We start from the raw sequence: 9265 nt of genomic DNA, 5'->3' as shown, positions 1-9265 counted from the left end.
CTTGATCGTGTCATAGGGCACCTCTGCTGCGTAGTTTATCGCTTAAGAGAGTGTCCGTCTTTTGTGGGTAGGATCACCCCTTGTAACTTGAAGTCACAAGGAGAATCAATAAGTTACGATGATTCACATCTCTCAGTACTGTTGCGCAATATTCCCTTCGATTTTGTCAAATAGCCAAAGTGCCCCCTAACTTATTGATTTAATTATAGGTAAAATGTGTTCAAGAGCGGGAAGTTGAACCGGTGTAAGTTAACAATAAAGTCTCATACTTTCACAAAGCTAACTTATTGATTTTACTAGGGTAGGTTTTTCGTGAAAAAGTTAAAGAATCATACTTTTCGTTTAAGGTACTCAAGTTCATCTTAAAAACCTGACAATAAAGTATCATACTTTTAATACGGAGCACCTCTTTGCATGTACGGATGCTGGCCCGACTCCCGTAGGTTGTTGAGATCTTCGCTAGCTGAATCCATTATCAGTTACTAGGGCTATAAGCTCGGTGCCTCCCAGATCCCCGTTAGACGAAACGCAGGCATTGATAACCTTGATTTGTATCTTAGTACTCTTCGTGCACCATCATTTGTGATAAGTGTGAGTCATAGACTGAGCTTCTATGACTCACTTTAAGGGTGCTTTATGAGTCATAGATGCAAAAAGCCTCCATCGCTCTATACACAGCTGTAACTGGCGGAAGAGATCGGCGCGACGCTACGGGTCATCGCCTATTACGAAACCGAGAGCGAACACCCGCCGGCCAACCCTAGTAGACCTGGCGCAGGCCCTCAAGGTCAGCACGGACGAGCTACTCGGTGTAAAACCGGTGAAGAAGATTAAGCAGCCGGATTCCAGATTGCTGCGACGGATGCAGCAGATTGAGAAGCTGGACGCCGCCACCAAGCGGCAGGTGATTCAGGTGATCGATACGTTTATCGAGAATGCCAAGCTGAAGAATCAGGCTTGATAAGCCATAACGACAAAGCCCCGGTAGTTTGCTCTACCGGGGCTTTGGTGGTCTTGCTTACTAAGCTATAAGGCTTAATGCCAACAACCTAACGGTCAATTTCATGATAAGCCAAACGCCAAATTAGTGTGCAATCCTAAGATACTGTGATTTCAGCAACAGTTAATAAATTCTTTTTCCCTACTATCTCCTCTGGGGTTGCATCTTCCAAGTTGGGGTGAACCACAACACCGGGGACATTATCGTTAATAAACCCATCATCACTCTCAGAGAAAAACCAATCATTGCTATTTACAAAGTTCAGAATGGATTCGCCAACAGAATATATCCCCAATAGCTTTCCTTTATATCCATCACGAGCACTTAGCTGTATCACCTTAGAATCCTTAGAGAATAAAATGAAAATAGCGCCATCGTTAAGAACCGCCATTTTTTGTGAATTCACAACTTTTATTTCATTTTTTGTTATTTTCAAATCTCCAAGAAAATCGCCAAGCTTAATCCCACCCAACCCAACATGAGGAATTATATCCATATTTTCATCAGCAAGAATCATATCCACCCCTTACTTCGGAACACTGCCAAGCCTAAAATAAGGTACTTTTGTTGTCCCGTGAATTGTGGAGCCAGTTAACTTCCAATAAGAAATACCATGACGACCTCCAGCTGCCGACCACTGCAAAACAGCATCAGGACCTTTACCAAAAGTTCTGGAGCAGCCTCCTCGTAAAGCAGTAGACGACCTTACACCTTTAAATGCCCACCCAGCAGCATCCAGTGTTCCACGGACACAGCTTGCGGCAAAAATCTCAAAGCACCCGGATTTGAAACGAGACCACGAGCAAGTAATCCATTTAAATATCTACCCCAGCTGCCCAAGCACCACCAGTTCCAGCTGTACCTAAAGTAATGCCTGTAGTAGTAGCAGTCTCAGCAGTCCAAAGCACCGATAAAAATAGCCCCGCAGATGCAATTGGATCGTCTGTAAACCCTCCACCAGCAGCAACTAAGCGGTCAGCCCAATACCTCGCAGCTCTATCGCCCGCATCGGTTCCTGGTAAATAACTTCCCCAGGTCCGCTCCTTTTGTGCATTAACTCATTTTCAAATCAGAAAATATGCTAGAGAAAACATACAAAGTATAGGAATCAATAGGCTGAGTATTCCATCGATATATTTAGTATGGCTACACAGAACGCGCTTTCTTTCAGCCAGAAACTCCTCGTCACGATTTCGCATCGAAAAAATGATGAAATTAGCCAAAAAGACAACAAGAAAAATAACTACCGCCAAAAATTTAGAAACATCTGGAAATACTGCCCCCACTTCTATAAATATGTGGACAAGGAGTACCCCATTTAGCAATAAAGCAATCTCAAAGAAAGAGAGGGACAAGCAGGCATAATAATGATTATGCCCACCTATTCCATTGACCTTTTGAGAGAGAGCATAAAATCTAAAATAAAAGAAATTAAGCATATTTTGATCTAACAATTCTCAGTAGCCCAGCATAAGAAATCTACTCCAGGCTGTACAGTATAATCATATACCCCAGGAATATACTTGATAGCTGCCGATGTTCCTGTATAGCTAACAGCTCCAACTGCACCCACAGTACCACCAGCAAACCCTGCTACACCAAACGTCAGGTCAACCCCTGCGTTAAATACACCGAAGCCATTACCTTTACTTAAGGCCTGACCACCATTCCAAACTGAAATAGCAGCTCCAACATAAAACAGCCCTGCACCTGCATGTTTTAAAACTTGAAGACTTTTAGAGTTTCGTATTGCATTTTGAAGTGGAAATGGAGTCCATCTATTTGCTCCAATATCATCGATACCATTCACACCACTACGATTCACAAGTGAGGTAATGGTAGCCACCCCAAATAGCTGGGCTGCACCAACCGTGGGGTCTGCAATAGCAACACCTTTCTGAAATCCATTCCATATTTTCTTTTGTGCAAAACTTCCATCCACGTTCGGGGACGTAGTTTTTACATAAAGAGGTAGAATAAAGCTGCTGCCACCTCCATCGCTGTCGTTTATATCAGTTTCTTTTACATTCGCAAGAGCTGCATCTATCGCTTCACTAATAGACTCGCCAAATACCTCATAATTTTCTCCGTTTATGTTTACTGTGCCAATAAAGATTGGCCCCCATGATCCTGAGGGAGGTAATAGCTCCCCTATGACAGTCACCTCCTCTACCGGCCCAGGACCGCCGCCGCCACCCCCGTCGTTATTAGGTGTAATTTCGCGTTCCTTTTTGGGCTTTTCCTTTTCATTCTCAGCTTCATAGCCGCTAGGATCGGTAAAGCTCAATGGGTTGTTGAACACATAGCTATAGCGATTCCAGCTCTGGCTATATGTCGGTGCTTGCACAATCGGATCGGGGCTGAGGAAGCGGCCCAGTGTGGGGTCGTAGATACGCCCATTCATATGGATCAGGCCGGTTCTGTCCAGGTGTTCGTGGCCGGTGTAACCGCGTTTGGTGGTGAGGCCCTGTACTGCCAGCAGTTCCTGTAGTTGCTGCTGGTTTAGGTCTCCACTCCAGTCCCCCTGGCGGCGACTGCCGTCCGGGTTAAAGGCGAGATTTAAGATCTCCAGGCCGGCTTCATCGGTGATTTTCTCAATGGAGCCCAGGTGATCCCGGTGCAGGTATTGGTATTCGCCGCTGGTACCGGTGAGATCCTTAATAGCGATATGCTGAACACTGCCGGCCAGTGTGGTTTTTTCGATGGTGAGAATGCTGGTATCTGCGGGGATCTGTTCCTCGTAGCTGCCCACAATAAAGGCTTTCTCGGTTTTGAGCTGGCCATCTTCCATCCAGCTGCTTTCGCGATAGAAGCGCTGGCCATCCGGTCCATAGTGGAAGCGGTCTCTGGCGGTCGGTGTGCTATCGCTTTGACTGCTGCCCAGCACAATTTCCGTGGGCAGTTGGCGCGCATTCCAACTGATCCATTTGTCATCGCCGCTGGCGGCGTCGTAACGTTCAATAGCGCCGTTGGCATCGTAGTACAGGCTTTGGGAGATGCCGTTAATGGTGACACTGCTGACCGCATTGGGACCGGCATTGCCAAACTCGCCGTACTGATAGCCGCTGACCTGGGTGTCGTTGCTGACACTGGAGGTCTTGGCGAGGATATTGCCGAGCTTGTCGTACTGGGTGCTAAGCACGCGGTCGCCACCGACTTGCATGGTGGCGTGGCGCAGGCGATTGAGACCGTCGTAACTAAAGTCTTCCTGCTTCTGCAATGCCTGGGAGGCATTGTAGGTGAGGCGACTTTGCAGGGTGCCGTTGGAGCGCCAGCGGTACTCGTTGTTTTGTACCTGACCGCCACCGGTTTTAATGGTTTCTAGGCGCCCGGTGTAGGGATCGTAAGTGCGATTGGTGATCAGGCCGTTGCCGTAAGTTTCCTGTTCTACCTGGCCCCAGGCGTTGATGCTGTCAAAGGTTTGCAGGGAATTGTTGCCGGCTGCATCGCTGCTGAGACTCTGCATATAGCCGCGCGCGTTATAGCGATAGTGGGCTTCAACGTTATTGGGGTAAACCACTTTGTTGGTGCGCCCGTAACTGTCGTAGCCGTACTGATGTTGGTAATTACGACTGGCACCACCGGCTAGTAACTGAGTGCGGATAGTGTCCAGCTTGCTGTCAGAGCGGTAGATGTACTCCTCCAAAAATACCTGTGATCCGTTTTCTGTGTAACTACGGCTCTGCAGACCGCCCTTTGCATTCACGGCATCGTATTGCCATTGAGCCAGGCCCTGGGCATCTTGCTGCTCCAGCATCCGGCCCAGCTGGTCGTACAGATAGGTAATGCTTTGACCTTTGTTATCGGTCTGCCGCTGCAGCTCACCAAAGGCGTTGTAACTGCTGGAGACTGTGCCCAAATTGGCATCGGTCATGCTGGTGCGGAAGCCGGCGTAATCAAAGACAAAACTGGATTCGATATTACGGCTACCACCGTTAACCAACACGGTTTTTGGTAAGCCACTGCCGTAGTAGGTGTACTCTGTCGTTACCGCTTCGCCGGTGGCGTCATCGATCGTACGCGCCAGGTCGCCATTTAGGTCGTAGTAGCTCTCCTGCACCTGGGTGCTGTTACCACTCCCCCCCACTACCGATTCCGTTACGCGGACTTTGACCTGCTTGCCACTGTTGCCCGTCGCTACGCTGTAATCAATATCCACCGTGCCGCCACCGGCTTTCTCTATATAGTCGAGGCGGTTACGCAAGTCATATTCGTAATTGTTAATCGGTTTGTAACCATCGACCGCTGCGTTACCTTGGGCAAAGAAGGGGGCCGTCTCCATATTAAGCCGCCCGAGAGGGTCGTACTTATATTCGCGGCGGGAGACGTTGTTACCGAAGAAATCCTCTACATCCTGCTGTACCAAACGGCCCAGTTGGTCGTAATAGTATTCCGAGGTGGGGGTAATTGCCGAGCTGGTCTGTACCCAGTAAGGCACTTCGATACTGTCAACAACGGGGCAATTAGCGAAACAGAAGTTGTACTGGGTGTTGAACGCCACTCCATCCGCATTGGTGCTGCTAATCTCGCGACCGAAGGGATCGTACTGAATACTACTGGACTGGAGATTCGCATCGGTCACCTGGGTGATGCTGCCAAAGCGGCGGTCGTAGTCCATGGTAATGGTGTGACCCAAGACATTACTCAGGCTAGTCGGGTAGCGCCGATCAGAGAAGGCACCGTTCACCTGGGTGCTGCGCGTTTGGGTGCTAGAGCCATTAATTGTGGCATCCACCTTGCCGGTGGCGCTTTCACTGGTCACATTGCCATAGGCATCGTAATCATAAGTGACCACCATCTGGTACTTAGCATCTCCGGGATATAGGGTTGCCGTGTGCACCTTATTCGTATTGCCATAAGGGGTCATGGCGCTATGGGACTGTTGATCTGGGCTGCCGCTGGTATCGCCACTAAAGTGGCGCTGTTCCTGGGCACTGGGGAAGCCAACCAGCCAATTGCCGCTGACGCGGTTTTCCAGCAGCGTGGTGCTCTCCACGCTGCGTTGAATATCGCCGTAATTGCTGGCCGGCAGCACCTCACCCCAAACACTCTGGGATTCGTTGATCTGAGCAGTTTTCGTTACACGGCTGGTGTTCACACTGCCGCTTAACAAATCTCCCGCATCGCCATAAGAGATAGCCTGGGGTGCATTGTCACTGACTACATACCCGAGTGTTTGCCCCCCCTCCAACAGGGTGTCCAAGCTTTGCGCCAGATAGGGATAGTAGGTTTTACTATCACCGGCACTGAGCTCAAGGGCATCGTAACTAAAGCGCTGGTTAGTGAGCAGTTCGCCAAACTGATAGTTGTTAAAATACTGAACCTGTCGCGCCACCTTGCCAAAGTAAGGAAAGTCCTGGCGGAACTGGCGGTAGGTTACAATTTTGGCTTGTGGGTCCCAGATGCGTTGGGCGTGATAGCCGAGGAAGCCCCAGCCTTTGTCACTGGTTAGGCCGACACCCTGATAAGTGTAATAGGTAGTATGCCAGCCTAGGCTGTAGCCGTTGGAGCGATGTATTTCGGTCACTACGGTGCGGTAATCGCCGTTTGAAGCTCGCACTGAGCTCGTATCGGGAATAGAAATATTTGGGCCAAAAACTTCCTCGCTGAAGCGGCCCTTTTCCTCTTCGCCGGGGTTATCGGAGATACGTTCCAGCGTAAATTTAGTTTGGGCGCCGAGGCCGTTGGTGACCGTTTCGATGCCGGTTTCAAAGTCATCCGGGTTGGCAGAGTCGGTAAATTTCCAGGCAAATTCCAGCGGTTTCAGGCACTGGCGACCAGTGCCATTTTCATCATAAGCACACAGCTGTACCTGCTTGAGGCGGCGATAATGGGCCTTCTCGGGATCGGCGGGCTCCTCCTCGGAGATCAGCTTGTATTCCCGCTGCAGTTTGCCGTCCAGGTGCACACGAATATGGTGCAACAGCACCAGCTGTTCCTGCTGGATTTCCTGCAGGGGCATCGGTGGAGCATCGGTACGGGTACCGTACTGGAATTCTATTTTTGCATCGCCCTGGTTGCCGTAGGTAATTTCCAGGGGATAGTTAATACCCTCGATAAGATCGCGATGGTATTTGTAGGCCATCGTATTGCCGAAGGCATCGGTAACTTTATTCAAGCTCCAGGCAAAGTGTGGGGTATCTTCCCCTCGCAGGCGACTATCCGCCGTGGCTCCATACTCATTGATTGAGCCATTGGGGGTTTTGACTTTGAACCAGATCTTACCGGCACTATTTTTTTGTAACTCAATCAGACGGAAGCTATCGCGCAGAGTGCGATACTGGGCGCCCGCCTGCCAGTGAGTACCAGAGGCCAAAACTAAAGGCTCACCATTCAAACACAGTGAATCCGCGTCCGTCAGTTGAACCCTATCGCTATTGGGCCTATTCACCACACAGCGGCGAATACTGCTCAAACCACCTAATCGCCAACCATAACCGAGGGTATCTTCCGGCAGGGCTTGGGTCATACGCTTCTGGAAACGGGCACTGGTGTAATGCAGGGATAAATTGGGCTGCAATCCATTGACGCCGGGCGCCGGTTGCAGGGGGACATTAATAATGGCATTACCGGTGGCACTGACATCGGCACTATAAGGCAGGGTGCCCGGTGTAGTCGCCTGCTCCGTGGTGACCGCTGGAGTTTCGTCCGTATTGGCCAGACTGTGTACTTTGATCCAGGGGCTTAGTACAGAAGCACAATTATCCGCAAAATCAATACAGGCAGTCAGCTTATATTGGTAGGTGCCAGGTTCACTGCCGCCATCGAAATAGCTTGTGCCTGCGGTGTTGGCGACCACAGTAGTCCAGCCAGTCTCACCCTTGCGCATGCGTTCCAGTTTATAGACACTCGCCCCAACATCTTTCCAGGTGATGGTTTGGTCCAGTTTAAAAAACTGCGTGGGATGATTATCAGAAAACTCAGGCTCTGGCGGTGTGGGTGGAGTTAATCGTTTTGTTGTGGACCAGGGGCCACAGCCGGAACTGTTACAAGCTCTAACCCGGAATTCATAATCGCTCGCAGTGATATCTTTACCTGTTGTAGCCTTACTGATATTCACTAATGTAGAGGTGGGCTTAGTGGTAAAAACATCGCTAAAGCCACTGCCATTTACATTCCATTCCAAGTCATAGTTAAGCACCGGATCGGAGGGATCGGGATCAGCAACAGAATTCCACTTAAGGTCGAAACTGGGTCCAGGTAGCGTACTGCCACCCGGCTCCTGCCAACCACTAACCTGGACTGGATAATGCTTAACATAGAGCGTTGAGGAGGTGCGCCAGCCGCTGTATTGGTAATAACTTCCGGCCTTAGCGTAGGCGCGGACTCGATATCGATACTTGCCGGTGGGCATAGTGCCCGTTGACGTAGGTAAAGACCTGTTACGAGTACCGCTACTTACTTTGGGACAACTGCTATCAGATTGCCAGCTACCATTAGTTTCCTGGCACCACTGATAACCAGAGACCGAATGCCCTCCGCTGGGAGCCCCCCAGTTAATTTTATATTTTCCATTCGTATCGGTACTCCCACTTTCTACCGAAGAAAACGTTAAAGATGAGGGAGTATTGGGTTTGAGTGCAACATTAACGGTATGAGTACCAAGCCTCACCGCCTCAAACTGAGAAGCTGGGCAGGAAGTAATAGGTGGTGTAGGCTCTGTCGGGATAAAATTCGACCTACAATACTCACGCCAATATTCGTAAGAATATTGGCCCGTAGAGGAGACTGTTATTGACTTCGAATAATTACCCGAAGACCAGCTTGCTGATACAGGTATATAACGTATAAATGCACCATTTTTGTACTCTTTCAAATATACCGACATCGTCTCAAAAGGAATCGGTGGATTATAGGAAAGAGCATATTTTCCGTCTGTATCTGTACTGGGCCCGCTTAAACTATCTGCAACTGCTGTCCCACAGAGCAGGCCAACCCATAAAAATAGGAGTACACGGAAAGAATGCATACGTAGGTCACCGACGAGCGAAAAAAATTTTGGCGACACTATCACGGAATTTTTTTAAGTCAATTTAAGCGCCAACCAATAAACAGACTAAACTGACAATACTGAATTTTTTTAATAAATTCAGGGTGTGATGCCTGTTTTGGCGCAAATACTAATGGGAAAGCACATAGATCTTGGCACTATTTCATTACATCCCATGACATCGATACTGCCACATCAAGCCTAGATTCCCATAACAACCGACACACTTGGCAATAGCGAGAGAGGTCAGCTGGCTGTAGGCTAGTAAGCTTCCA

General features: G+C 49.1%; 4 protein-coding genes. 1 reads left to right on the top strand and 3 read right to left on the bottom strand.

Going from position 1 to position 9265, the window contains the following annotated elements; all coding sequences use genetic code 11:
* Positions 1-820: 820 nt before the first annotated feature.
* On the top strand, positions 821-961 hold the full coding sequence (locus Q1A69_RS19240; RefSeq protein WP_299589252.1) for a hypothetical protein: 141 nt from the start codon (positions 821-823) through the stop codon (positions 959-961).
* A gap of 136 nt (positions 962-1097) precedes the next feature.
* Here Q1A69_RS19240 and Q1A69_RS19235 read toward each other — a convergent pair whose 3' ends face one another.
* From Q1A69_RS19235 to Q1A69_RS19225, 3 genes are all read right to left on the bottom strand, one after another.
* A complete protein-coding gene (locus Q1A69_RS19235; protein ID WP_299589249.1) occupies positions 1098-1517 on the bottom strand; it encodes a hypothetical protein in 420 nt (139 codons plus the stop codon).
* A gap of 547 nt (positions 1518-2064) precedes the next feature.
* Positions 2065-2439, bottom strand: coding sequence for a hypothetical protein (locus tag Q1A69_RS19230; RefSeq protein WP_299589246.1), 375 nt, complete (start codon positions 2437-2439; stop codon positions 2065-2067).
* Between the two features lie 8 nt (positions 2440-2447).
* Positions 2448-8354 (bottom strand): RHS repeat-associated core domain-containing protein, encoded by a 5907-nt coding sequence (locus Q1A69_RS19225; protein ID WP_299589243.1) that lies wholly within the window; start codon positions 8352-8354, stop codon positions 2448-2450.
* Between the last annotated feature and the right edge of the window lie 911 nt (positions 8355-9265).

The sequence above is a fragment of the uncultured Microbulbifer sp. genome, assembly GCF_947498635.1.
In the GTDB taxonomy this organism is placed as follows: Bacteria; Pseudomonadota; Gammaproteobacteria; order Pseudomonadales; family Cellvibrionaceae; genus Microbulbifer; species Microbulbifer echini.
The sequence above is the reverse complement of the archived record's forward strand: the minus strand, read 5'-3'. Positions and strand labels throughout refer to the sequence as shown.